24 protein-coding genes are annotated in these 25,212 nt (G+C 42.9%); 16 read left to right on the top strand and 8 right to left on the bottom strand.

The features are described from left to right. Positions 1-81 precede the first annotated feature (81 nt). The 14 genes from ABMY45_RS00120 (at position 82) to ABMY45_RS00055 (ending at position 12,949) form a co-directional block, all read left to right on the top strand. Positions 82-1,572: a CoA-acylating methylmalonate-semialdehyde dehydrogenase gene (locus ABMY45_RS00120; RefSeq protein WP_010378628.1), complete on the top strand. Its 1,491-nt coding sequence runs from the start codon at positions 82-84 to the stop codon at positions 1,570-1,572. A 107-nt stretch (positions 1,573-1,679) separates the two neighbouring features. Beyond that, positions 1,680-2,837: an acyl-CoA dehydrogenase family protein gene (locus tag ABMY45_RS00115; RefSeq protein WP_010604935.1), complete on the top strand. Its 1,158-nt coding sequence runs from the start codon at positions 1,680-1,682 to the stop codon at positions 2,835-2,837. Positions 2,838-2,847: 10 nt separating this feature from the next. Then, complete coding sequence (locus tag ABMY45_RS00110; RefSeq protein WP_045988106.1) at positions 2,848-3,624, top strand: enoyl-CoA hydratase; 777 nt, start codon at positions 2,848-2,850, stop codon at positions 3,622-3,624. Then, positions 3,624-4,763, top strand: a complete 1,140-nt coding sequence (locus tag ABMY45_RS00105; protein ID WP_174168768.1) for an enoyl-CoA hydratase/isomerase family protein — start codon at positions 3,624-3,626, stop codon at positions 4,761-4,763. The genes ABMY45_RS00110 and ABMY45_RS00105 overlap by 1 nt, the downstream gene beginning before the upstream one ends. Positions 4,764-4,775: 12 nt before the next feature. After that, positions 4,776-5,663, top strand: a complete 888-nt coding sequence (gene mmsB, locus ABMY45_RS00100) for a 3-hydroxyisobutyrate dehydrogenase (protein WP_099029248.1) — start codon at positions 4,776-4,778, stop codon at positions 5,661-5,663. Positions 5,664-5,669: 6 nt separating this feature from the next. Further along, positions 5,670-6,431 carry an SDR family oxidoreductase gene (locus ABMY45_RS00095; protein ID WP_010604931.1) on the top strand — a complete coding sequence of 254 codons (762 nt, stop codon included), beginning with the start codon at positions 5,670-5,672 and terminating at the stop codon, positions 6,429-6,431. A gap of 118 nt (positions 6,432-6,549) precedes the next feature. Continuing rightward, positions 6,550-6,939 (top strand): VOC family protein, encoded by a 390-nt coding sequence (locus tag ABMY45_RS00090; RefSeq protein ID WP_010604930.1) that lies wholly within the window; start codon positions 6,550-6,552, stop codon positions 6,937-6,939. Positions 6,940-6,964: 25 nt separating this feature from the next. Further along, positions 6,965-7,261 carry a DUF1330 domain-containing protein gene (locus tag ABMY45_RS00085; RefSeq protein ID WP_227387082.1) on the top strand — a complete coding sequence of 99 codons (297 nt, stop codon included), beginning with the start codon at positions 6,965-6,967 and terminating at the stop codon, positions 7,259-7,261. A gap of 100 nt (positions 7,262-7,361) precedes the next feature. Continuing rightward, positions 7,362-8,759: a hypothetical protein gene (locus ABMY45_RS00080; protein ID WP_349288261.1), complete on the top strand. Its 1,398-nt coding sequence runs from the start codon at positions 7,362-7,364 to the stop codon at positions 8,757-8,759. A gap of 130 nt (positions 8,760-8,889) precedes the next feature. Next, positions 8,890-9,429: a heme NO-binding domain-containing protein gene (locus ABMY45_RS00075; RefSeq protein WP_010604927.1), complete on the top strand. Its 540-nt coding sequence runs from the start codon at positions 8,890-8,892 to the stop codon at positions 9,427-9,429. 4 nt (positions 9,430-9,433) lie between these two features. Continuing rightward, positions 9,434-10,384 (top strand): ATP-binding protein, encoded by a 951-nt coding sequence (locus tag ABMY45_RS00070; RefSeq protein WP_206472037.1) that lies wholly within the window; start codon positions 9,434-9,436, stop codon positions 10,382-10,384. A gap of 119 nt (positions 10,385-10,503) precedes the next feature. Next, the gene (locus ABMY45_RS00065; RefSeq protein WP_349288260.1) at positions 10,504-11,520 is read left to right on the top strand and encodes a biotin/lipoyl-containing protein; all 1,017 of its coding nucleotides are present in this window, start codon (positions 10,504-10,506) and stop codon (positions 11,518-11,520) included. A gap of 63 nt (positions 11,521-11,583) precedes the next feature. Further along, positions 11,584-12,099 (top strand): hypothetical protein, encoded by a 516-nt coding sequence (locus ABMY45_RS00060; RefSeq protein WP_211866197.1) that lies wholly within the window; start codon positions 11,584-11,586, stop codon positions 12,097-12,099. A gap of 400 nt (positions 12,100-12,499) precedes the next feature. After that, the gene (locus ABMY45_RS00055; protein ID WP_010604923.1) at positions 12,500-12,949 is read left to right on the top strand and encodes a DUF4826 family protein; all 450 of its coding nucleotides are present in this window, start codon (positions 12,500-12,502) and stop codon (positions 12,947-12,949) included. On the opposite strand, the gene ABMY45_RS00050 is transcribed toward ABMY45_RS00055, so the two are convergent. From ABMY45_RS00050 to cspD, 8 genes are all read right to left on the bottom strand, one after another. Beyond that, entirely contained in the window at positions 12,933-13,391 is a 459-nt protein-coding gene (locus ABMY45_RS00050; RefSeq protein ID WP_029215775.1) for a GNAT family acetyltransferase, read from the bottom strand. The two genes, ABMY45_RS00055 and ABMY45_RS00050, sit on opposite strands and share 17 nt — an antisense overlap. A 133-nt stretch (positions 13,392-13,524) precedes the next feature. Then, a complete protein-coding gene (locus tag ABMY45_RS00045) occupies positions 13,525-14,712 on the bottom strand; it encodes a cupin domain-containing protein (protein WP_349288259.1) in 1,188 nt (395 codons plus the stop codon). 87 nt (positions 14,713-14,799) lie between these two features. Then, positions 14,800-16,170 carry an adenylosuccinate lyase gene (gene purB, locus ABMY45_RS00040; protein WP_102056909.1) on the bottom strand — a complete coding sequence of 457 codons (1,371 nt, stop codon included), beginning with the start codon at positions 16,168-16,170 and terminating at the stop codon, positions 14,800-14,802. Positions 16,171-16,445: 275 nt separating this feature from the next. Beyond that, positions 16,446-17,048, bottom strand: a complete 603-nt coding sequence (gene hflD / locus ABMY45_RS00035) for a high frequency lysogenization protein HflD (RefSeq protein WP_206471232.1) — start codon at positions 17,046-17,048, stop codon at positions 16,446-16,448. Further along, positions 17,048-18,148, bottom strand: a complete 1,101-nt coding sequence (gene mnmA, locus ABMY45_RS00030) for a tRNA 2-thiouridine(34) synthase MnmA (protein ID WP_010379287.1) — start codon at positions 18,146-18,148, stop codon at positions 17,048-17,050. The genes hflD and mnmA overlap by 1 nt, the downstream gene beginning before the upstream one ends. Before the next feature lie 114 nt (positions 18,149-18,262). Continuing rightward, positions 18,263-18,931, bottom strand: a complete 669-nt coding sequence (locus ABMY45_RS00025) for a pseudouridine synthase (RefSeq protein ID WP_010604917.1) — start codon at positions 18,929-18,931, stop codon at positions 18,263-18,265. A gap of 111 nt (positions 18,932-19,042) precedes the next feature. After that, a complete protein-coding gene (locus ABMY45_RS00020; protein WP_211866193.1) occupies positions 19,043-21,262 on the bottom strand; it encodes an NADP-dependent isocitrate dehydrogenase in 2,220 nt (739 codons plus the stop codon). Between the two features lie 491 nt (positions 21,263-21,753). Then, on the bottom strand, positions 21,754-21,972 hold the full coding sequence (cspD, locus tag ABMY45_RS00015) for a cold shock domain-containing protein CspD (protein WP_010379294.1): 219 nt from the start codon (positions 21,970-21,972) through the stop codon (positions 21,754-21,756). Between the two features lie 199 nt (positions 21,973-22,171). Between cspD and clpS the strand changes: the two genes are divergently transcribed. Then, the gene (gene clpS, locus ABMY45_RS00010; protein ID WP_010379297.1) at positions 22,172-22,489 is read left to right on the top strand and encodes an ATP-dependent Clp protease adapter ClpS; all 318 of its coding nucleotides are present in this window, start codon (positions 22,172-22,174) and stop codon (positions 22,487-22,489) included. A 28-nt stretch (positions 22,490-22,517) separates the two neighbouring features. Then, entirely contained in the window at positions 22,518-24,782 is a 2,265-nt protein-coding gene (gene clpA, locus ABMY45_RS00005) for an ATP-dependent Clp protease ATP-binding subunit ClpA (RefSeq protein WP_010604915.1), read from the top strand. Positions 24,783-25,212 lie beyond the last annotated feature (430 nt).

Below are 25,212 nucleotides of genomic sequence, written 5' to 3'. Positions count from 1 at the left end.
TTCGTTCAAGGGGCGCTGCGTTTTCCATAATTCTAATCATTCACGCAGCGCATAAACTCGTTTTATGGGGAGGAGTGCTTCATGCACCAAGTACCTTTATACATCAACGGTGAATTTTCACAGTCTCAGTCTGACAAATGGTTAGACGTTGTTAATCCGGCTAATCAAGAAGTGTTAGCAAAAGTACCTTGTGCTACTAACGAAGAAGTACAAGCTGCAATTCATTCAGCTCAAGAAGCATTTAAAACGTGGCGTAATGTTCCGGTAACTGAGCGTGCGCGAATTATGATGCGTTATGCAGCGCTTCTTAAAGAGCATCAAGAAGAAATCGCAACCATCATTTGCCATGAACTAGGCAAAACTTTTGAAGATGCGAAAGGTGATGTATGGCGTGGTATTGAAGTGGTTGAGCAAGCATGTAATGCCCCTTCAATGATGATGGGCGAGACGGTAGAAAACGTTGCCCGAAATATCGACACCTATTCATATACCCAACCGCTAGGCGTTTGTGCGGGTATTACGCCATTTAACTTTCCAGCGATGATCCCGCTGTGGATGTTCCCGATGGCTATTGTATGCGGTAACACCTTTGTACTTAAGCCATCAGAGCAAGATCCACTAACGCCAATGCGCTTGGTTGAATTGTTTGAAGAAGCCGGTGCGCCAAAAGGCGTACTACAGGTAGTACACGGTAGTAAGGATCAGGTTGACCAAATCCTTGAAGCGCCGGAAATTCGCGCGATTTCTTTCGTAGGTTCTTGTGGTGTTGGTCAGTACATTTACAGCAAAGGTACGCAAAACCTCAAACGCGTTCAAGCATGTGTTGGTGCGAAAAACCACATGGTTATCATGCCTGATGCGAAAAAAGAACAAGTGATCAATAACCTGGTTGGCTCTTCGGTTGGCGCGGGTGGTCAGCGCTGTATGGGGATCTCAGTTGCCGTGTTTGTTGGGCAATCACAACAGTGGGTAGAGGAACTTAAAGACGCGATGGCGAAGGTACGTCCTGGCGTTTGGGATGATCCTGAAGCTGCTTATGGTCCGCAAACGACTCCACAGGCTAAAGCGCGCATTCTATCGCTGATTGACAGCGGTAAGCAACAAGGCGCAACGTGTTTGCTAGACGGTTCTGATTTTACAGTTGAGGGTTATGAAAATGGTAATTGGGTAGGTCCAACCCTGTTTTCAAATGTCACAACTGAAATGGATATCTACAAAGAAGAAATCTTTGGCCCAGTCCTTTGCTGTGTATTTGTCGATAGTTTAGATGAAGCAATTACGCTTATTAATAACAACCCATACGGTAACGGCACCTCATTATTCACTGCAAGCGGTGGCGCAGCACGTAAGTTCCAGCGTGAAATCGAAGTGGGTCAGGTAGGCATTAATATTCCTATTCCTGTGCCATTGCCGTTCTTCTCATTTACCGGTTGGAAGAATTCATTCTACGGCGACCAACACACCTATGGTAAGCAAGGCGTGCGTTTCTATACAGAAACCAAAACGATTACCTCACGTTGGTTTGACGATGAGGCTGTCAGTGGTCCAAATATGAGTATCAACCTTAGATAACTCATATTGCATAGCGTGCTCTGCAGGGGGAGCACGCTATTTTTTACCAAAACGATAAGAATTACCGACACACATTCAGGGTGTCAGAACAGCAAGAGAGGTCTAGCGTGGACTTTAACCTAAACGAAGATCAACAAGCATTTGCCGATATGGCGCACCAATTTGCAATGAGCGAGCTTGCTCCACATGCAGCAAAATGGGATCAAGAGCACATTTTTCCAAAAGACGTAATTCAAAAAGCAGGTGAGCTTGGTTTTTGCGGTCTATATACGCCTGAAGAGGCAGGTGGTCTGGGTTTATCTCGCCTTGACTCAAGTATTATTTTTGAACAACTTTCAATGGGTTGTACAGCGACAACCGCCATGTTGACTATCCATAACATGGCAACGTGGATGATAGCGAGCTTTGCAACGGAAGAAACCAAAGCAAAATATATGGATCAGTTAGTAACAGGTGAGCTACTGGCTTCTTACTGTCTAACAGAGCCTGGTTCTGGCTCTGATGCTGCATCGCTGAAAACAAAAGCAATAAAAGAAGGCGACGAGTACGTTTTGTCTGGCTCTAAGATGTTTATCTCAGGCGCGGGTGAAACTGACGTATTGGTAGTAATGGCAAGAACTGGTGAAGCAGGTCCAAAAGGTATTTCGGCCTTTGTTGTACCTGCCGATGCTGATGGCGTTATTTATGGCAAAGCAGAAGAAAAAATGGGGTGGAACGCTCAACCTACGCGCCTTATCACGCTTGAAAATGTCCGTATCCCAGCTGCCAACCTGCTAGGCCAAGAAGGCGAAGGCTTCAAATTTGCGATGCAAGGCCTTGATGGTGGTCGTATTAATATTGCAACTTGCTCGATTGGTACAGCCCAGCAAGCACTTAATACCGCCAAGCAGTATATGCAAGAGCGTTCTCAGTTTGGTAAACCATTAGCGGCGTTCCAAGCACTGCAATTTAAAATTGCAGATATGAATACAGAACTTGTGGCTGCACGCCAAATGGTTCGACTTGCGGCATTTAAGCTGGATAGCAACGACCCAGAAAAGACCACTTATTGCGCAATGGCGAAGCGTTTTGCCACTGATGTGGGCACTAAGGTGTGTGATGATGCACTGCAAATTCATGGCGGTTACGGGTATATCAAAGAATATCCACTTGAACGTCATTTACGTGACGTACGTGTTCATCAGATCCTTGAAGGTACAAACGAAATCATGCGTGTAATTATTGCACGTCGGATCTTAGCTGAAGGCGCGGCAAGCGTCCTATAAGGAGAGTATCATGACTGCACAATTAAAACTCGAAAAACAAGGCCATACTGCCGTTGTTACTATGTCAAATCCACCTGCGAATACGTGGACAAAAGACACACTAATTGCACTTAAAGATCTAGTTATCGAATTGAACGCAGATAAAGAAATCTATTCGTTAGTGATCACTGGCGAAGGTGAAAAGTTCTTTTCAGCAGGTGCGGATCTAAACGTATTTGCCGACGGTGACAAAGGAGTCGCTGCGGATATGTCTCGAGTATTTGGCGAAGCGTTTGAAACACTCAGCGACTTTAGAGGCGTATCTATTGCTGCTATCAATGGTTTTGCAATGGGTGGCGGTTTAGAAGTAGCACTAGCATGCGATATCCGCATCGCCGAAGCTCAAGCACAAATGGCACTCCCTGAGGCGAAAGTAGGGTTGTTACCTTGTGCTGGCGGCACACAAAACTTGTCGTGGCTTGTAGGCGAAGGCTGGGCAAAACGCATGATTTTATGCGGTGAGCGCTTAAAAGCTGATAAAGCACAGCAAATTGGCTTAGTTGAAGAAGTGGTCGAGCAGGGTAAAGCACTGGAAGCTGCGCTTGAACTTGCTAAGAAAGTAGAAGATCAAAGTCCAGTTGCGGTCACGGCTTGTAAGGCTCTAATTCAAAAAGGCCGCACTGGCACAATCAATAGCGCATTGCCGCTTGAACGCGAACTTTTCGTAACACTATTCGATACGCAAGATCAAAAAGAAGGCGTAAACGCGTTTTTAGAGAAGCGCAAAGCGAATTGGGTAAATGGCTAATGATTGAATTTGAGCTAATAAATCACGAAGAGGCGCCGGTTATATTCGAACAGGCAACGTGCCATAACGGGATGAAAATAGCGCTGGCGACATTAAATGCACCAAAAGCGTTAAATGCCTTAAACCTTGATATGATCCGTTTGCTCGCGCCACAACTAGACGCTTGGGCAAACGACCCGCAAATAGCAATGGTTATGCTAAAAGGTGCTGGAGAGAAGGCGTTTTGTGCCGGCGGCGATGTCGTGAGTTTATATCGCGAAATGTCGTCTGATACGAGTAACGCATTAATCGAAACCTTTTTTAGTGAAGAGTATCGGTTAGATTATCAAATCCATAACTATGATAAGCCAATCCTACTTTGGGGTAATGGCATCATCATGGGGGGCGGACTGGGCTTAACGGCCGGCGCAAGCCATAAAGTGATGACCGAAACGTCGCGCATCGCGATGCCGGAAATTACCATTGGCTTATACCCTGATGTGGGAGGGAGCTATTTCCTCAATAAGATGCCAAAAGGCGTTGGACTATTCTTGGGTCTCACCGCTGCAAACATTAACGCTGCGGATGCCAAGCTGGTTGGGCTCGCCGATCATTTTATGGACTCAGAAAAACTGAGCTTACTGTTACAAAACCTAGTTGAAGTGAACTGGGGCAAAACCAATGTATTAAATCATGAAAAGCTTACTCAGTTGCTGTTGTCACTAGATGAAGCGTCTCATGCGCCGCCAAAAAGCGAAATTAAACCGCTTATCAAGGTGTTCGAAGCGCTTGATGATAAACGTGAATTATCAGAGCAAGTTGAGTTTATTTTGGCGTTGGATAGCACTGACAACAAATGGCTAAGCAAGGCACAAGCTGCATTAAAGCATGGTTCACCATTAAGTGCTGCATTGGTTAAAGCTCAGCTCACTAGAAGTGCAGGCAAAACACTAAGAGACTGTTTTAAGCAGGAATTAGGAATGTCGGTAACGGCTGGCGAGTTTGGTGAGTTTCAAGAGGGTGTTCGTGCGCTGCTTATCGATAAAGATGGCAAGCCCAATTGGCGATTTAAATCTGTCGCCGAGGTTACAGACGATGCAATAGAACGCTTTTTTGCACCTCGCTGGGATGAAAACGATCACCCATTGCGTGACTTATAAGGAGTGACTTAAATGGCACAAGTAGGATTTATCGGCTTAGGTAATATGGGTGGTCCAATGGCCATTAACCTATTAAAGGCTGGCCACCAAGTATGTGTATTCGATTTGAACCCAGAGGCCGTTGCGACGCTTGAAGCAAGTGGCGCGACGAAGGCGACGGTTGTGAGCGATGTATGTCGCGAAGCTGATTATGTGATCAGTATGCTGCCTGCAGGCAAACATGTTCGAGCAGTGTATACCGGTGATGACGGATTAATCAATTACCTTAGCAAAAACACACAAGTAATTGATTGCTCGACCATTGATGCTGGATCTGCTCAGTTTGTTGGCAACAAGTTGGCAGAATCGGGTATTTCATTTGTCGATGCGCCAGTGTCTGGCGGTGTGGCAGGTGCAGCGGCCGGTACCTTAACTTTTATTGTCGGTGGTAATAAAGCGGACTTTGAACGTGCGCATGTGGTACTGACCAATATGGGTAAGAATATCTTCCATGCTGGAGATATTGGTGCCGGACAAGTCGCTAAGATATGTAACAATATGCTGTTATCAATACTAATGGCGGGCACAAGTGAAGCGCTGCAGATGGGTGTAGATCATGGCTTAGATCCTAAAGTATTGAGCGAAATCATGCTAAACAGCTCTGGTCGTAACTGGACGCTAGAGCTATACAACCCATGTCCTGACGTACTAGAAAATGTGCCTTCTTCGAACGGTTATAAGCCGGGCTTTATGGTTGATTTAATGGCTAAAGATCTTGGTCTTGCGATGCAATCTGCGCAGCAAACGAATTCTGCGACGCCCATGGGGGCTCTGGCGAAGAATTTGTATAACTTGATGCAAAATCAAGGCAAAGGCAGTGAAGACTTTAGTGCGATTTTTAAGCTTTATTCAGAGAAATAGGACACTATGGATATTAACAATAAAACAGTTGTGATCACCGGTGGTGCGCAAGGCTTAGGTCTTGCCATGGCGACTGAAATGGCAAAGCATGGGGCAAAACTTGCCCTGATTGATATGCAAGAAGACGTTTTAGCAGAAGCGAAGCACGAACTAGCTCAATTCGGCACCCAAGTTAACACGTATGTCGCTAATGTTAGTCAAGAATCAGACGTCGAAAATGTGTTTAATGCGATCGTAAATGACTTCGGCGATATTTCGGTATTAATTAATAATGCGGGTATTTTGCGTGACGGTTTGCTACTCAAAGCAAAAGATGGGCAAGTCATCGACAAAATGTCGCTTTCGCAATTTCAATCCGTTATTGATGTCAACCTCACGGGTGTTTTCCTGTGCGGTCGCGAAGCTGCTGTCAAAATGGTAGAAGCGGGTAATGGTGGCGTGATCATTAATATGTCGAGCGTTGCACGCGCTGGTAATATGGGACAAACCAATTATTCAGCGGCAAAGTCTGGAGTCGTTGCGATGACTACCAGTTGGGCTAAAGAATTAGGTCGTTTTGGTATTCGCGTGGGCGCAATTGCGCCAGGTGTGATCCGTACAAAAATGACCGATGCAATGAAGCCTGAAGCCAAAGAGCGCCTAGTGAAAATGAAGCCAGTAGGGCGTCTTGGCGAAGCGCAAGAAATTGCCCATACTGCAAAATATATCATTGAAAACGATTTCTTTACGGGACGTGTCGTTGAGATTGACGGCGGCATTCGCTTGTAATGAAAAAATAGGCTTGGTTTTACAACTTGTAGTCCAAGTTCCTACTTGAGTGTGTGAAGCGGCAATGCAAATTGCCGCTTTTTTATTTGAAAGACATTAAATTAGTTAGGAGAAGTGCTTGAAGTTATCTGGAATACATCACGTCGCTGTTATTTGTTCTGACTACCAAAGATCAAAAGTGTTTTATACCGAAGTACTTGGTTTGCACGTACTCAGGGAGAACTATCGAAAAGATAGAGCGTCCTATAAATTAGATCTTGCGCTGCCTGATGGGAGCCAGGTTGAGTTGTTTTCGTTTCCAAATCCTCCCAAGCGACCATCACATCCAGAGGCGCAAGGGCTGAGGCATTTAGCATTTAGTGTATCAGATATTGATGCTTGTATTGCACACCTTGTGCAGTATCAAGTTGCTGTAGAGCCTGTTCGAATAGATGAATATACAGGCAAACGGTTTACCTTTTTCAGCGATCCTGATGGTTTGCCGCTGGAGCTTTATGAGCAATGTTAGTTAACTACTCTAAAAGGGTTAAATTATGTATGAGATATTAGTGGCGATGGAAATTCATAACAGCGAGCGATATGCCAAATATCGTGAAGCGATGAAGCCAATTTTAAGACAATATGGTGGTGGATTTAGTAACGATTTTCATATTGCAGAAACCTTGCTAACAGAGGGACAGTGTCAAGCTAATCGACTTTTTACCATATATTTTCCTGATCAAGCTTCAATGGAGTCCTTCTTCAGTGATGCTGAATATGTAGAGGTAAAAGCGCGATACTTTGAAGATAGCGTCAGTGGGTTCGATATTTTGGCAAGCTACATTAGGTAAGGCTAAAACAAGGAGCAAAATTGGGTAAAGTTTATTCTATGTGGGTCGATAACATTTAATAACTCCGCGGTAAAATGAATTTGTAACAAGGATATAGGTTATGAATATAAGACCACCATATCAAATGAATAACGGCAATGTTGTAAACTCAACATCGTCAGAAAAACTACATGAAAAGGTCAGAGAAGTTGCGACAAATAGGGCCGACGATGAGCCCAATCAATTACCTAGTTCAGACAATGAATTAACTATTGATTTTTCTTACACACAATCACCAGTCACATACAGTAAAGAATTTTTTCTCAACCTAGACCTCAGCATGATTGGGCTTAAGCGCTATGGGATTCATCGAGAGCATATGGGGACGGATGAAAATGGCCATATTTATAAAGATACCTATGGTGATTTTGAAGGAAGAGAGAAAATTGACGAATTTCTAGCTATTTTCGATCGTTTGGACGAAGAACAAAAAATAAAGTTTTCCCACTTTAAACCAACTGAAGCACTTCTTGATGTTGCTAACAGATTAACTGATGAGGAGCTTGGACAGCTCACCGATTTTATTGTCGAGTCGTTGTCTATCAACATACTTGATCCAAAAAAGGATGATTATTCTACCAAGCTAATAAATAAGCTTAGCAATATGTCAGATGAGGTATTAAAAGATACGGTGAGGACCATGTCTAAGCTGATGGAGCAAGCTAACAATAAAGTCTTCGCAGAACCAAATTTACCAGCTTATCTGCTTGATAAAGACGGCCATGCTGATTTCGATTTAAATGTAAGAGATTTGGGCTTTTTTGAAGATGTAAATGAGTATGGTGACATGAACAACCAATTATTAAATGACTATGCAAAATTTGTCATTGATAACAAATTCTCAGACGGTGATCTTTTAGATCTGAACGCGCATATAGCAAATTCTGATTTTGATACGAGTCGTGGCATGCTAGATATGGCAACCTTGGTTAAGGCAAATGACCGAACTACTTTTATAGAAATGTTAAACGAAGTGGATACGCGGGAGCCGAATAACCTGTTCGCAAGATTGAGCAAACTCAATTACGAAAATGAGAACACAGAATACTTTAGAACTGACAATCGAGAATACGTTAAATTTAAAGGTGCACCAGCTGACGATAACGAAAAAAGTAGGTTATACAATCAGCTGATAAAAGCCTATGAAAATCAGGGGCTCGGTTGGATGAATGACGTAATGGAGCAGTCAGAAGGTATGCCTGTGCGAGCTGAGCTCAATATGTGGCTATCTATTTTAGAAGATGTTGAAGAAAACCCCGGTGCGTTTAAACGCTCAGATTCTGTCGAAACTTGGATGGAGCGTAATTTAGCTGGAATTGTAAATGACTACTATCAAGGCATAAAAGAAAAGGTATTTGCGCATAATGAGGAACTAGATAACTTTCTCAATATGTCTATGCTTGAAAGAATTGAACTCGATACAACTGAACTTGACGAACAAACTCCTATAGCTGAATAGAGAAAGATCTATTACATCCCAAATATTGTTCTACACTTAATTAAGAACGAAACAAGCTAGTTAATTCAAAGGCTTGTTTCGAGTTGAGTCTTGACTATATAACGCAGCAACTTTGTTAAGGGAGAGTTTAATGCGCGGCGTGATATTTAGAGGTTTAGAAGAATTAGTTGTAGAAGCGATTGGCATGCAAGCTTGGGATGAGTTACTCGAAGCACATGCACCTGAGGGAAGGGTTTATGTTTCCCCGACATCCTACCCAGATGCAGAGTTATTTGCGTTAGCGCAAGGCGTTGCTGACAAATTGAATAAGCCATTGACAGATGTATTGGCCATTTTCGGACAGTCGTTATTTGGATTTTTAGCGGAAAAGCACAAAGGTATTTCATCAAAATTTACGTCGTTTGAAGAATTGGTTTTATCTATCGATAGCGTGATACACATGGAGGTAAAAAAGCTTTACGATGAACCGAACCTCCCCTCAATTGCGGCGATAGTGAAAGATGACAAAACTATCGTATTAGAGTATTGCTCGAATCGTAAATTGTGTTTTTGTGCGGAAGGGCTTCTTTATGGTGCCGCCCAATTTTACAGTCGCAAACTAAAAATTGAACATCCACAGTGCATGCACAGCGGCGCTAAACATTGCGTACTCATTCTTCATTTGGATTAATTCGATGTCTGAATATAACGACTATAAAAAGGCGTATCTAAGAGAGCGTCGTGCACGTGATGAAGTCGAGTCATTACTTGAAGAGAAAACGCGAGCGTTATATCTAGCCAATCAAACACTTGAACGTCAATTAGCGCAACTTAAGAATCAACAAGCCGTATTAATAAACAACGAACGTATGGCGACGTTAGGGACACTGTCAGCAGGCGTTGCGCATGAATTAAATAACCCTTTGGCATATGTGGCAGGTAACCTTGAGTCACTTAATTATTATATCTCGCCCATATTACAGTTGCTTGAGACAGTAAAATTACTTGAGCAAAATGAATTGAGAGGAGATCAATTGGAAGCTCGCCTTATTGATATATATTTAAAGCAACGTATTGACGAAATTACGAATGATTTGCCAGATCTCGTTCACGATACGCTGCACGGCTGCGAGCGAATTAAAACCATAGTAAACGATTTAATGAATTTCTCCCGCTCCAATAACGATAGTTTCGGTAGGGCGTCTCTAAAGTCTATTGTTGAAGACACGCTTCGTTTACTTCATGGTCAACTTAAGGGATACGAGCTGACCGTCGCGGTCGAAGATGTGCCAACTATCTATTGCAAGGAGGGAGCGCTAAAACAAGCGATCATCAATCTTTTGGTGAATGCTAAATATGCGGTAGACATGAGCCATAAATCGCATAAATCAATAGAAGTGTTACTCGCACCGGGTAACGATCAAGATATTATCTTAAGCGTTAGCGACAACGGAATTGGAATTGATGCTGATGTGCTTCCTAGATTGTTCGATCCTTTTTTTACGACTAAGCCTGTCGGTGAAGGTACGGGTATGGGACTTGCCATTACTCATGCGATTGTAAAAGAGCACAAAGGGAAAATTGATGTTCAGAGCCAAGAAGGCGTAGGTAGTCAGTTTACTATTTCCTTTCCTCTGGAGCAGTGAAAAGCTTGCGCCTGTCCCTATTTTATAATACGTTAATCGACTAAATCAGATATATCTCAGTGATTTTCATCTGAGGTTTCGAGCCTCATCTTTTAATACTCAAACGTAATAGGGAAATTATGACGGTTGAAATGAAAGTACCCGTGTTGCCTGAGTTAATAGATACTGCAAAAATTGCAACACTCTATGTAGCCGAAGGACATCAAGTTGCAAAAAATCAAGTCTTATGTGATATCGAAACGAGTAAGGTCGTATTGGAGCTACGAGCGCCAGAAGCCAGCCGTATCGGTAAAATCGAGGTGAACGAAGGCGATGTTTTGAAAGCCGATGCGCTTATTATGTCAATCACTCCAGATCCAGAATTAAACCACTTAGTTGCACTTGAGCCGAAGAGAGTTCATCGGTTGCTCAGTAATGAAGGCATCACAACTGACCATAAGTTGAAAGGAAAAGGCAATATTGATGTGCAGATCGATGTATTACCCGATTTTGTTGATAGCGCAACGATTATTGAAATCTATGTCAAAGAAGGAGATAAGGTTGCTTGTGGCGATAGGCTTTGCGATGTTTATACTGACAAGGTCATCCTCGAAGTTTGTGCTCCCAATGATGGCGTAGTGTGCGATTTTATCAAAAAGCTTGAGCAAGCAGTCGTTGCAGGTGAAACGATCGTCACTTTGTATCACCCCGAGTATATTGGGCCTGAGACTACACTTCCTGAATCGAAAGAAGATAATATTGATGCCTTAATAGCTCAAGTATTGTTAGATCCAGCTTTGGATAATGAACCTTCTACGCTGGTCGAGTTCAATAGGCCTTCTCATCAGGCTACATGCGATAATTTAGAAGCGCATAACGACATAGCGGCAGTTGAAGCAACCGATAGCACGGTTATTGACACACAGCTTAAAAATGAATCTCCCCCTCTTAGTACTCAAACTGGCGATAGCTATGTTGATTTAACAAATGACCATGTTAGTTCAGCTTCAACGCCTTTACGAGCAGAGTCTACAGTTATTGAGCGCATAGGGGAGGGTAACAACAGCGGAGTTGGAGGGGCAAGCTCTGGCAAAGTGTTTACGTTTGCCGCCAGTGTAATCGTTATTGCGCTGGCGGGTTATTTTTTGCTGATATAGCTTCGCGCTTGTAGCATCTGCAAAGAAGTTAACCAGCTATTTTACTCAAAAAGGAGATTTTTAATGAGTTATAATGTCATTGCATATCAAGTCGATGCAGAAAAAGTAAAAGCGGTGTGGGGAAGTAAAGATCAGCAATTTTTGCAACGATTTTTATCCAAATACCGAGATGAAATCGCAGGACAAGAAGACGAGCTGGATGTTAAGGGATATGCCGCTTGCATGGCGAATATTATAAATGGAACGAGTACGGATGAGGACGACGAAGACAACTTTATTTACGGTTATCTATATGAAATGCTGTGCCAAGAATTTGGTGAGATGGTTCGCCATGATGACTTTCTAGACATAATGGAAGATGTGACGCCATCTAATCATAAAGCATTTATTCCTATCCCCAAAAATGATGATTGGCCTGAATTCTACAGCGTCCCTCTTGAAGAATTAGAGCAGGGTCGACAGGTCTTTCTTGGCAGTGACGAAACATACACTAAAGAAACCTCCTATATAGAAACGGTAAACTTCATTTTCGATACAGCAGTTCAAAACCACAAAGCTTTGGTTTTCTTTGGTTATTGATTTGAGGTCTCAATCTACTGATTAAAATTTTTTACAATACATACGGCGCTGTTTGGAGCAGCGCTAATAGCCTCTACATGAAAAGACGATAAGTAACAATAATCTAGCCATAGTCAGTATTCCTTGAGTTTAAGTAATCATGTTGATGTGGCTAGAATAGAAAAAGAAACTTTCTCGAAACTTACAGCTCAGTAATTAATCATATAAACTCAAAATTCCTTCGTTCGTATTGCCGTGATGACTGCAAAAGCTTAGTATCAGGTAACTTCGCAAGCGTTTTAGTGCTTGGTGTATAAGAATCAAAACCGATTTGCTGAATAATTTGCTTTGAAACACACCGCGTAAATAACGATAAAGTAAAATGCTATTCGGTAATCTAAAAAGAATAAAAGGGTGAACAATGAGTGAAGAACAAAACCAACCGCAGCAAGAGACGTTGACACCAGAACAACAGCAGCAAAGATCAATACAATGGCAGCGTAGCTGCGTACAAGCTGCACAAAAACACCTCGCGGATAAAGGAGTGTTACCGCAAAGTATAATTGAAAAAGAATGTCGTTATATTGAGCCATTGGTTGCGCTTTGGAAAATCAAAGGTCAAAACGGCAAAAAGTATTGGGTGATCACAGGTAATCTACCGACGGATCATATTGAGGCTTCCGCTGCAGCGACAGCACGTGAAGCACTGCGCTATTTTTCATTCCATTGGCAAATGAAAGCAGAAGAAATTATGTCTGCAAAGCCAGTAGAAAAAACACAAGCCCAGTTTGCTAATCTACTAGTAAACCGAGCTCATGGTCTATATGACCTTTTCGCTAAAGATGAACTTTGGGCTAATGAAGCATCGTAAACGGTTCCATTTTGAGTGATTGAATAGGGCATTTCAAGCGCTGTCTTGGAATGCCAGCTTCCATAAATACGTGCCCATGCGTGGAAAACCCCGACTGTAAAAATTCGGGCACTTCATCCAAAATGCATTGGATAAAAACATCTTCAAAGCCTTTGTCTTTTGCCAAGTCAACAAGTCCCCCGATCAACGAAGCATAAGCATCTCGATTACGGTGAGATTTGAATATGGCAATGCGGCTTAATAACCCGTCTTCGCACAGTCTCCCTGTGCCAACTGGCCCATCGAATTCGTCAATAATGATTAAGTGCTCAGCAGTGATATCCTGCTGATCAAATTCGACTTCTTTAGGAATATGAAGTTCATACACAAATACGCGCTCGCGTATCGCTTTTAGCTCCAATTTTTTGGTTTGCCAAGTTACTCTACTGATCCTATAACTCATACTGCCCCCATCTACAGATTGCACCTGCATTCCCTGTTTAGCGACAAGCTAGAGCTTGCGAAAACCTTGAAGATCAAGGATCTCGCGGCATATTGTTGTTTTTGTGAACGCGGCTATCTTGTTCTAACAGGCTCTACTCCCAGCCCTCATCGAAGTCAGCATCGGCTGGATCACTGTCTTCAACGAAGTAGGTCCCATCATTAATCAGTTTAGTTAACGTTTGTTTAAATTCCAAACTATTTAATGCAGGAATTATTGCATTAAACTCAAACACAACATGATCGCTTAGCTGCTTTACGGCATCTAAACAATGATGGTCTAATTCATAGTTTTCACCATTAACACTGAACAAAATATGATCGTCACAGATTTGGTAAATAGCACGTACTCCTCCAGCGCGATAAATCAATGGGTTATCTTTGGCGATCTCGAGAAGCTCCTGAGGATCAATTATGGGGTCTAATGGCGCGAGATCCATCTCATGTTTTGGTTCGCTGAGTGTCTTTCCAAGCCACTGACTGTATAGTGCTTTATCTTCAAGTAAAGCATTGAGCAGAGACTTTATCTGTTGTTGGTCGCTGCAGGTGACTTCGCCAATAGACGCTCTGAGTTGTAATTCTGGATCGCTAAAACGGCGTTTGCCAGCTTCCATATCAATTACGTGATCAGCAAAGCTTGAAAGTAAGTCTTTTTGATCAGGCGCTCGAAAGCCAACTGAGTAGTTTAAAGCATCCTCAACTGCATAACCTTCGTGAGGACAAGCTGGCGGAATATATAAGATATCACCCGGTTCAAGAACTGCATCAATGACCGCTTCGAATTGCTCTACTTGTAATAGACTCTTGTTGCGCGCAAATTGCTTTAGGCTGTTGTCCCGTTCGCCAACTCGCCAATGACGTTTACCTTGTCCTTGAATTATAAAAACATCATATTGATCTAAGTGCGGACCAACGCCACCACCAGGAGTCGAAAAGCTAATCATCAAATCGTCTATGCGCCAATTTGGTATGAATCTAAACGCTTCTATTAATTGTGCGGCTTGTGGGTGCCAGTGATCAACGGCTTGGACCAATAGGGTGCTGTTACTATCGGTGAGTAAATCAAATTGTTCAAAAGGGCCGTGATGAGCTTCCCAGTTATTATCGTGATTAGTGACAATTCGAGATTCTATGCATTCTTCAGTTGCAAGGCCGGCAAGTTCTTCTGGCTCAATTGGGTCTTCAAAGTCTCGGAATCCTTGTTTGATGAGTAATGGCTTCTTTTGCCAATACTGGGCAAGAAATTGTTCGAAGGTAAGGTCATTAATTTGCAGTTGATACATAGGGAAATTCCAGTAATAAAAAAGCGAAAGAGTGCACTCTTTCGCTTATTCTATACCAAGTAGTAAAAAGCTGGTGTCGCTTTATACTTAGTTTAGTTCGTCAATGAACGCTTCAGCACGACCGATATAGTTTGCTGGCGTCATTTCTTTCATTTGTGCTTTTACTTCATTTGGCAAGTCTAGGTTATCGATGAAGTCAGCCATGATTTCTTTGTTTACGCGCTTACCACGAGTAAGATCTTTTAGCTTTTCATATGGCTTTTCGATACCGTACTTACGCATTACCGTTTGGATTGGCTCTGCAAGTAGTTCCCAGTTATCATCAAGCTCAGCAAGCAAACGATCAGCATTGACTTCTAACTTGCTAACGCCTTTTAACGTTGCTTGATACGCGATAAGCGCATAACCCATACCAACACCTAAGTTACGTAAAACCGTTGAGTCGGTTAGGTCACGTTGCCAGCGTGAAACAGGTAGTTTTTGTGCAAGATGCGCAAAGATAGCGTTAGCAATGCCAAGGTTACCTTCAGAGTTTTCAAAGTCGATAGGGTTAACTTTGTGAGGCATTGTTGAAGAACCAATCTCACCAGCAATGGTTTTTTGCTTGAAGTGGTTTAGCGCGATATAACCCCAAACGTCACGGTCAAAGTCAATTAAGATAGTATTGAAGCGTGCAATCGCATCGAATAGCTCAGCGATATAGTCATGCGGTTCGATTTGTGTTGTGAACGGGTTCCAAGTCAAACCTAGGCTCGATACAAAACGTTCACTGTGTGCATGCCAATCGTAATCAGGGTAAGCGCTTAGGTGAGCATTATAGTTGCCAACGGCACCATTGATTTTACCAAGCATTTGTACGTTAGCGATTTGCTGGCGTTGACGTTGCAGACGAACATACACGTTTGCAAACTCTTTACCCATGGTTGATGGTGAAGCAGGTTGGCCGTGTGTACGAGTCATCATTGGAATTGACTTATACTCAACCGCTTTGTCTTTGATTGCGCTCAGTAGCTCATCACAGTATGGCAGTAATACCGTGTCACGCGCTTCAGTTAGCATTAGGCCATGAGAAAGGTTGTTGATGTCCTCAGAGGTACATGCAAAATGAATAAATTCATTGACGGCATTTAGCTCGGCATTGTCAGCTACTTTTTCTTTAAGAAGGTATTCTACAGCTTTAACGTCGTGGTTAGTGGTGCGCTCAATCTCTTTTACGCGTGCTGCGTCTGCTTCGCTGAAGTTTTCAACGATGCTATCAAGAAGTGCGTTGGCTTCATCGCTGAAAGCAGGTACTTCTTTAATGGCGTCGCTGCTCGCTAGCGCTTGTAGCCAACGAACTTCTACGATGACGCGGTATTTGATCAAGCCAAATTCACTGAAGATGCTTCTCAGTTCTTTGGTCTTGCTACCATAGCGACCATCCACAGGAGAGATAGCGGTTAACGCTGAAAGCTCCATAATAACTCCTAACTATTTGTTTTTGAACGATACTTAGATAGTGGTATTAGAACCACTACGAATTTTATACCAACTTGATTAATTAAGTGGTCTACTTTGAGGCGATAAAATCTAGTCGATAACACCGCTTCCGCATCCTGCTCACGCCAAGGTACCTACATCCATATAGGCAAGGCGAAAATTTTGCTATTTAGTTGTTCTAAATAAGAAATTCTTAGCCCTGTTAGCGTCAGATTTGCTCCTTCAAATTGAGCAAGTATTAAGACAAATTGGTATTACATATAACTTTTTGCAGCAGTAATGATTTTCTTTTTCGCAAAAAAGAAATGACGACGTTTACCGCCGAGCTGGCGCCACAATACTGCACTACGGATCCCCGCAAGTAATAGCGCCCGAATTTTTTGTTGTGTTGCTGTTTGTTTTAATAGCTCAGGCTTACCGAATACTTGGATCTTAGGGCCAAGAGGGCTTATTACTTGACCGTAAATGTTGGCAAGTGCGGCAACAACTTGGCTTTCACAGATATCAAAGTGTAATAACTGGCGCTCAACTTGCTGAATTTTTTGTGCTAACAAATCAAGAGATTTGCTATCGTTACTTAGCACTCGCTCTAATTGCATCATCGCGCCAACATATTTAACCATTTCAACGTCTTTTTCGCCGCCAGCCGAAAGCTGCTCAATTAGCGTTCGACAGCCTGTTTTGATGGCAAATTTGTCTGGGTAAACGTCCTCTGGGCGTTCAGGAGAAGTATTAATAATGCTTTTTAAAAAGCCCTCAACTTCATTTTCATTGAAGGTGCCGTAACGCGCACATTTTTGTACCAGTTTACTGATCTGACACATTGCCGCCAGAGGCATTACGTATTGGTTTTGCATTATTTAATCACCGACTCAATAATACCGCCGCCAAGGCACACGTCATTTGCGTAGAATACCGCAGATTGTCCGGGAGTTACGGCTTTTTGTGGCTCATCGAATAGCACACGTGCCATACCATCTTGGCCAACTAATAACGTACAAGGGATGTCGGTTTGGCGATAACGTGTTTTTACCGTGCAGCGAGTTGTACCTTGCGGACCTACGCGGTCGACCCAATGTAGTTGATTTGCGTTTAGACCATTGCTGAACAGGCGAGGGTGGTTTTTACCTTGACCAACAACCAGTACATTACGTTCGATATCTTTATCTACCACATACCAAGGTTCGCCGTTGCCTTCTTTAGAACCACCAATTAATAGACCCTTACGTTGACCTAGCGTGTGGTACATCAAGCCTTCATGTTCACCAACATGATTACCTTCGCAATCTTCAATCACACCAGGCTGCGCGGGCAAAAATTTGGCAAGGAAGTCTTTAAATTTGCGCTCACCGATAAAGCAGATCCCGGTTGAATCTTTTTTATCGTGTGTGATTAAGCCTTGGTCTTCTGCAATTTTACGCACTTCTGGCTTTTCAATTTCACCCACAGGGAAGAGTGTTTGCGCAATATGTTCATGGCTTAATGTGTAAAGGAAATAGCTTTGATCTTTGTTCTCGTCATCTCCACGAAGCATAACGAATTTACCGTCACGCTCTGCGCGACGAACATAGTGGCCAGTTGCGATATAGTCTGCACCCAACGCTTCTGCTGCAAACTGTAAAAAGGCTTTAAATTTGATTTCTTTGTTGCACATGATATCTGGGTTTGGTGTACGGCCAGCCTTGTATTCTTCAAGGAAGTGTTCAAACACATTATCCCAGTATTCAGCAGCAAAGTTTACGGTGTGTAGCTCAATACCTAGCTTATCACACACTGCCTGAGCATCTTTTAGATCTTCAGCTGCTGCACAATACTCATCATTGTCATCTTCTTCCCAGTTCTTCATAAACAGGCCTTCTACTTGGTAGCCTTGTTGTTTTAAAAGGTAGGCAGATACAGAAGAATCTACACCGCCGGACATTCCGACAATGACTTTAATGTGACTATTATCGCTCATAATTTCGCTATTAATCTTAATGCTCAGATAGAAAGCGCTTATTATACTCAAATCTCTTTAAATTGCACGTCCGTGAGCTGTTCAAGCGCAGGAGAAAAGTCCCACTAGGAAATGCTAAAGCACTCGATATTCACCGTTTTTAAGATCGCCCAGACTATATTTGCCTATTTGTGCGCGAATAAGTCTAAGCGTGGGATGACCAATATGCGCCGTCATACGACGAACTTGTCTATTACGCCCTTCTTTGATGGAGATAGAAAGCCAGGTTGTTGGGATATTTTTGCGTTCTCTTATCGGCGGGTTACGCGGCCAAACATTGGGCTCAGTTATTACTTCCACTTTGGCAGGTAAAGTTGGACCATCTTTTAGTTCTACACCGTTTCTTAGCGCGTTTAGGCATTCGCTACTTGGCTCTCCTTCGACCTGAACCCAGTAGGTTTTATATGTCGATTTTTTAGGAGAAGTCAGGGTGTTTTGTAATTTACCGCAGTTGGTAAGTAGCAATAGCCCCTCACTATCTCTATCCAAGCGACCTGCAGCATAGACATCTTTGATATCAATAAAATCAGCCAATGTTTGACGATTTTGATCATCAGTAAACTGACACAAAACATCAAAAGGCTTATTAAATAGAACGACTTTTACTTGCTCTGGCGGTAGGGCGGGTTTTGACAGCCGATTAGTTATTGGCTTTTTCCGTGCTGTGTTGTGTCTAGAGAATGCGGGCTTATTAGCATGTGATTTTCTTTTGTTATTTGTATTGGCTCTACTACTTGTGTTCATCGCCACATTCCTAAGGTTCACGAAAAATGGCATTTTAGCGCAATTGCTCCTGAGTGTCGCCTGCAAGCAAAAAAGCGACCCTCAGGCCGCTTTTTGACTGTTATCCGAAGATTACAGTGACGCTAGTACGTCGTTAAATACCGCAGAAGGACGCATAGCTGCGAACGCTTTGTCATCTTCTGGCTGGTAATAACCACCAACATCCATTGCTTGACCTTGTGCTTCATTTAGTGCTGCAACAATATCAGCTTCTTTTGCTGTTAGTTCCGCAGCAACATTTTCAAACTTAGCTTTAAGCTCTGCATCTTTGTCTTGTGCAGCAAGCTCTTGAGCCCAGTACATTGCAAGATAGAAATGGCTACCACGGTTATCAAGCTCTTTCACTTTACGTGAAGGTGACTTGTTTTCATCTAAGAATTTAGCCGTTGCTGCGTCTAGTGTGTCTGCAAGTACTTGTGCCTTAGCATTACCCGTTGTTTGGCTCAAATGCTCAAAAGAAGCAGCAAGTGCAAGGAATTCACCTAGCGAGTCCCAACGCAAGTGGTTTTCTTTTTCGAACTGTTGAACGTGTTTAGGCGCAGAACCACCCGCACCAGTTTCAAATAAGCCACCGCCATTCATTAGTGGAACGATAGATAGCATTTTTGCACTCGTACCAAGCTCTAAAATTGGGAATAGGTCAGTTAGGTAATCACGTAACACGTTACCCGTTACTGAAATAGTATCTTCGCCCTTTTTCATGCGCTCTAGAGAGTATAGTGTTGCATCCACTGGTGCTTTGATTAAGATTTCAAGGCCATCAGTGTCATGCTCTGGCAGATATGCGTTTACCTTTTTGATAAGTTCAGCGTCGTGAGCACGGGCTTCGTCTAACCAGAAAACGGCAGGTGTATTCGTTGCGCGAGCACGGTTAACCGCTAGTTTTACCCAGTCTTTGATCGGTGCATCTTTCACCTGACACATACGCCAGATGTCGCCTTCTGCAACAGTGTGCTCAAGTAAAGTGTTGCCCGCCGCATTTACAACGCGGATTGTGCCAGCTGATGGCGCTTCAAACGTTTTGTCGTGTGAACCGTACTCTTCCGCTTTTTGTGCCATTAGACCGACGTTAGGGATCGTACCCATAGTACGTGGGTCAAATGCACCGTTTTCTTTACAGAAATCAATCGTTGCGCCGTACACACCTGAGTAACAACGATCTGGGATCACAAAAGCCGTATCTTGTTGTTTACCTTCAGCATTCCACATCTGACCGCTTGAACGAATTGCAGCAGGCATTGATGCATCAATGATCACGTCACTAGGTACATGCAGGTTTGTAATACCACGGTCTGAGTCTACCATCGCGATATCAGGTGCTGTCTCGTAAACGGCTGCAAGGTCAGCTTCGATTTCTTTGCGCTTCGCATCGTCCAACGACTCAATTTTTGAGTACACGTCGCCAACACCGTTGCTTGCATCAACACCGATTTCAGCAAATGTCGCCGCATGCTTTTCGAATACGTCTTTGTAGAATACTTTTACAGCATGACCAAAGATGATTGGATCTGACACCTTCATCATTGTTGCTTTCATGTGTAGCGAGAACAAAACGCCTTTATCTTTTGCTTCTTGTACTTGTACTGCTAAGAATTCACGTAGTGCCTGTACACTCATACGAGAGGCGTCAATGATTTCACCCGCAAGTAGTGGCGTGCTTTGTTTTAGTACGGTGATGTCACCATTGTTCGCTACGTGCTCAATACGAACATCAGTCGCTTCAGCAACCGTTACCGACTGTTCAGAACCGAAGAAGTCACCGTCAGCCATTGATGCAACATAAGACTGTGAGTCTTTAGACCAAGCACCCATTGAATGTGGGTTTTTACGAGCATAGCCTTTGACTGAAGTTGGAGCACGGCGGTCTGAGTTACCTTCACGAAGTACAGGGTTTACTGCACTACCTTTGATTTTGTCATAACGCGCTTTAACATCGGCTTCTTCGTCTGTTTTTGCTTCAGAAGGATACTCTGGAAGCGCGTAACCTTTAGCTTGCAATTCTTTAATTGCTGCACGAAGTTGTGGAATTGAAGCACTGATATTAGGTAACTTGATGATGTTAGCTTCAGGCGTTTTAGCAAGTGCACCTAGCTCAGCGAGTGCATCACCAATACGTTGTTCTTCTTTTAAGTACTCAGGGAAAGTCGCAATAATACGTCCTGCAAGTGAAATATCGCGAGTTTCAACTTCGATATTTGCAGGCTTAGTGAATGCTTGGATGATTGGCAATAGCGAGTAAGTTGCGAGAGCCGGGGCTTCATCTGTTTTGGTATAGATAATTTTCGATGTCATCATCATTCCTAGATAGTTGTGGGCTGTTACGCCGTTCAACAATTGCTAATAGGACTAAGCAACGCAATTTTCACACTCAACAACGTGTCGTTGTCGCTGGTTAAAACGGGACCAGTTCACTAAGCGATTAATGAAAGGTGCAAAAAACCTCGACAATCCTCGTTAGAATCGATGCCTAGGTAGCGCAGCATTAGCAAGTTTGTTAGGTATTTATACTTTTGGCTTATTACAATAACTGGTATTCATTCAGCATTGAAATGCATCAAGTAGCAATATCTAATCAACCTGAAATTGACTTTGCAAGCGTGCTTTAGTCTAACAGTGTTTGCATATGGGGGCTAATTATTAAATTTAAAGTGTAAAAGTGAAAAGTTATAACAAACGTGATAAGGAGAGATTGAAGATTTCTTTTAGTTATTGTGCAGATATTCAAAAAAGAGGAATAAGCGAGCACTCATGTAACCCGCTTTAGCCAAAAACTACGTTAACACTTAAACAACATCTTCCGTAATTGGAGCGATGTTGGTTGCGTGTAGACCCTTAGGTCCTTGTTGTAGCTCGAATGATACATCCTGACCAGCTTTAAGCGTCTTGTATCCATCCATTACAATCGTTGAGTAATGAGCAAAGATATCTTCGTCACTGCCGTCTTCTACGATGAAACCAAACCCTTTGGCGTTATTGAACCATTTGACTTTTCCGCAAGCCATACTTCTACATCCTTCTATAAGTTGACTAAATTAATGTTAATCTACTCTTTTAATTTTGCTAAACTGCCCATAGATTAGACAGTCATGTAAGACTGTAGTTTATATGAGCAAGCAGTCAAGTTTTTTGCTCTTTTTTTTAACATTTTATTTATTTCTCAAATCTATTTGCTTGAGTATATAAGACAAGACTATATTTATTATGAGTGGGACAAAAGATTCGGGTGTATTGGACGCCGTTCGCGAGGAACAGAAGCAGCAGCTTCAACCGCCGCGAAAATATAAAGTGATTTTAAACAATGATGATTACACGCCCATGGATTTTGTTGTCGAGGTATTGACGACATTCTTCAATATGGATAGCGAGAGAGCAACTGAGGTGATGCTTGAAGTGCATCACAAGGGAAAAGCGGTATGTGGAGTATACCCTGCTGACATAGCCCATACCAAGGCTGAGCAGGTAAACCGATATGCTCGTGACAACGAGCACCCGCTGCTCTGTAGTTGTGAGCAGGAATAACCTATAAATTTCTTGTTGGGGGTTGCCAATGCTAAACAAAGACTTAGAACTTACTCTTAACGCCGCGTTTCGCGAGGCCCGTTCTCGCCGTCATGAATTTATGACGGTTGAGCATTTATTACTTGCATTGATCGATAACCCCTCTGCTAGTGAGGCGCTTGATGCCTGTGGTGTCGATATGGATACCTTGAAGCGCGAGTTATCAGAGTTTATTGATGAAACAACGCCTGTTATTCCTGATTTAGAGGAAGACAGAGAAACACAACCAACACTTGGTTTTCAGCGTGTATTACAACGCGCTGTATTCCATGTTCAATCATCTGGTCGCTCAGAAGTAACAGGGGTAAACGTGCTTGTCGCGATTTTTTCTGAGCAAGAAAGCCAAGCTGTTTATTTACTTAAGAAAGCCGACGTTAGTCGTCTAGATATTGTTAATTTCATTAGTCACGGTATCTCTAAAATTGAAGATGATCACGAGCGAGACGATCATGAAGAGATGCAAGACGATAGCGGTGAAATGCAACAGGAAGAGAAAACCAAGCTGGAAAATTTCACTTCTAATCTAAATATTCAAGCGGAATCTGGACGTATTGATCCGTTGGTTGGTCGTGATGAGGAAGTTGAGCGTACGGTTCAGGTGCTGTGCCGTCGTAAGAAAAATAACCCGTTACTCGTTGGTGAAGCGGGGGTTGGTAAAACCGCGATTGCTGAAGGTTTAGCTTATCGGATCGTCAATAATCAGGTACCTGATGTAATTGCTGACGCTGTGGTTTACTCACTGGATATGGGAGCATTACTTGCGGGTACAAAATATCGCGGTGACTTTGAGAAACGTTTTAAAGCGCTACTGAAAGAACTTCAGTCAAAGCCTCATGCGATATTATTTATTGACGAAATCCATACCATTATCGGCGCTGGCGCTGCTTCAGGTGGTGTGATGGATGCATCTAATCTAATTAAGCCACTGTTATCGAGTGGACAGCTTCGCTGTATGGGTTCGACAACATATTCTGAATTCAAGAATATCTTTGAGAAAGACAGAGCATTAGTGCGCCGCTTCCAGAAAATCGACGTGGTTGAACCAAGTGTTGAAGATACCACGAAGATCTTACATGGCTTGAAAGAGCGTTATGAAGAGCACCACGGTATTCGTTACACGCAAAAAGCGTTAAAAGCGGCAGCTGAGCTGAGCGCTAAATATATTAATGAGCGTCATTTGCCTGACAAAGCAATCGATGTCATTGATGAAGCGGGTGCAAGTCAAAGGCTACAGCCAACTTCAAGACGGAAGAAAACGATTAATGTGTCGGACATTGAAGCTATTGTGTCTAAAATGGCGCGTATTCCACAGCAAAGCGTATCATCTAGTGATAAAGAAACGCTTAAGAATCTTGATCGTAACTTAAAGATGTTGGTGTTTGGCCAAGATGAGTCGATTGACGCGTTAACATCAGCAATTCGCTTATCACGCTCAGGTCTTGCTAATGAAGACAAGCCTGTAGGTTCATTCTTGTTTGCAGGTCCTACTGGGGTTGGTAAAACCGAAGTAACCAAGCAACTTGCTAAGTGTATGGGCATAGAGTTTATTCGCTTCGATATGTCTGAGTACTCTGAGCGCCATGCCGTTAGCCGCCTAATTGGTGCGCCTCCGGGGTATGTTGGCTTTGAGCAGGGTGGACTGTTGACCGAGGCTGCAATCAAGCATCCTCATGCAGTGGTGTTGCTCGATGAAATAGAGAAAGCACACCCAGACATCTACAACATTCTATTGCAGGTTATGGATCATGGTACGCTAACAGACAACAATGGTCGTAAGGCAGACTTTAGAAACATTGTGTTGGTGATGACAACAAATGCGGGTGTGCAAGAGACTGTTCGTCAATCGATTGGATTCCAGCAGCAAGACTACTCTCATGATGCCATGGTAGAAATCAATAAGGTGTTCACACCAGAGTTTAGAAACCGCTTGGATAACATCATTTGGTTCAACCACCTAGAGAAAGAAGTTATCTTGCAAGTTGTTGATAAATTCATTGTTGAATTGCAAGCGCAGCTTGATAAGAAGTCTGTTAATCTGGAACTTACGGCGCAAGCACGAGATTGGCTGGCAGATCTTGGTTACGACAAGGCAATGGGGGCTCGTCCAATGGCGAGGGTTATTCAGGACAACCTGAAAAAGCCTCTTGCCAATGAAATCTTGTTTGGTCATTTGTCTGATGGTGGGACGGTAAAAGTCACAGTGAAAGACAACAAGTTGTCCTTTGATTACCAAACGGAAGCGGTGTCAGCATAAGACCTTTGAACTATAGGATAAAAGCCCAGCACTGCTGGGCTTTTTGTTATCACTGAGTTTGATGCGGCATTACCGTCTTTTAAACTCAGCGTTAGTCGTTCGTGTATACTAATTGCTTGAGTGAACTTGGTATACCTAAGTAACATCAGTATGTTGAAGTCGCTTGGGTATCAACGAGTTTACGGCATCAACTTAGTATAAATCTACACACGCAGATTAACGAGCACGGAAGACCATGGTGCTCCCTTTGAACGCTGAGGTTAGGGCTAGATAATAAATTCAAACGACAAAAAGCCCAGAATAGCTGGGCTTTTTGTTATCACTGAGTTTGATGCGGCATTACCGTCTTTTAAACTCAGCGTTAGTCGTTCGTGTATACTAATTGCTTGAGTGAACTTGGTATACCTAAGTAACATCAGTATGTTGAAGT

Origin of the sequence: Pseudoalteromonas sp. XMcav11-Q (assembly GCF_040104525.1) — a bacterium.
Taxonomy (GTDB): domain Bacteria; phylum Pseudomonadota; class Gammaproteobacteria; order Enterobacterales; family Alteromonadaceae; genus Pseudoalteromonas.
Note: the sequence above shows the minus strand (reverse complement) of the source record. Positions and strands in the feature narration are given on the sequence as shown.